At 49.2% G+C, this 1,438-nt stretch carries 1 protein-coding gene; it reads right to left on the reverse strand.

Annotated features, from left to right (window positions below; all coding sequences use genetic code 11):
• Positions 1–1,232: carbohydrate porin (locus KDK13_RS10780; protein WP_257284973.1), on the reverse strand; the 1,232-nt coding region annotated here is incomplete at its 3' end.
• Positions 1,233–1,438 lie beyond the last annotated feature (206 nt).

Genomic DNA, 1,438 nt, shown 5'->3' on the forward strand with positions numbered 1-1,438 from the left:
AATTCGTTATCTGCCTCGCCTACTGTCGCGTAGAAACGCAGCATTGGCCGGGCACCAGCAGAAAACGCATCAATGGCAATATTCTGGGAAAGGGTCAGTTTCCAGGAGTCGTTTGTTGCATCAATGTCCTGATAATCAACCACGTTATAGCCCATTTCCAGCCAGGTGGAGTGTGTCTCGTTCCATGCGTAGGTTGGGCGGATAATGATATTGTAATTATCACGGCTCAATTTATCCCCTGCACTGTTAGTGTCTACGTCAAGAGACTGATAGGCAGCCAGATAATGCAGGCCAATATTTTGGGTTACCGGTATGCCGCCTTCCAAACTGAACAGTAATGCTTCATGGCCAGATACCAGGTCGAACGCGCTGTTCACTGCATTATCCGCATAGCGGACAACGGCCTTTTGGCCAGAGAACAGAAATTCGGCGGCCAGCTGGTAAGCATTGCTGCTTCGGTTATATCCCCCAAACTCCTGGTTATAATCCTTGGTCTCTTTTCTGTCGCCGTCTGAACTGAAGCCATAGTTGGCGTACAGGTTCAAGGCGGTTTCGCCAATTTCTATGCCGTGTAATTTGGCGGTCAGCGCACGGCGGCTGCTGTCAGTCAGGCTTTCCACCATGCCCATATCCATGCTCATATCCATGTTGAGAGTGTTCAGCTGGAAATTCTGCAGGCCTGCACCCTGGCCATCGTGTCGAATCCAGTAGTAGTCATTCAGATCTGACATTGGACGCTGATGAAAATTACGACCGGCCCAGATATACAGGTTTGGCTGGGACTCAAGGATGTTGCTGACGCCGGCATACATCTTTCTGACTTCTGTCGTATTATTGCCCCATTCGTCAATCATCAATACCAGATCCCACTTGGTGCCACTGGCACTGGTGCGTGTGGTTGCTACTTGAAATTCCCCGCCATTGCTTTCATTGCCAAGTCGTCCTGTAGCATTGCCATTCAGTGCCCCGGCGGTTTTTACCTCTTTCGCATCGCCTCGCTGATCGGTGATGCCGTAGCGTGCATAGCCGCTGAATACCACATCGAAGTCTGACGCCTGGTCAAGCTCCATCTTGTTTACCTGATCCTGCAGCTCCTGGATCTGGTTACTGTCAAGTCTGGCTTCCAGCTCTTGAATGCGCTTTTCCAGCTGTTCAACTTTGGTTCCAGCCACAGCGGACATTGACGCCAGCGCAGCAGATACGGCTAAAGCCACAGGCAGTGCTTTAAACATTTTCACGGTAAAATCCAACGACAGGTGTTTAAAAAAGAAAACGAACAATCAGTGCACTGGTCAGGGCTGGCCAGTCTTCAGGCAAAAAACTGGGCAAATCACACGCGCATGATCAAATAGTATCAGGATGCCAACAAACTCTGGCATCTGAGAACAGGTTGGCAGTTTATCTATTTCTCTTTGTTAAATATTGATCTATCTCAATA

The organism is Endozoicomonas sp. SESOKO1, from assembly GCF_024606265.1.
Lineage (GTDB): Bacteria > Pseudomonadota > Gammaproteobacteria > Pseudomonadales > Endozoicomonadaceae > Endozoicomonas.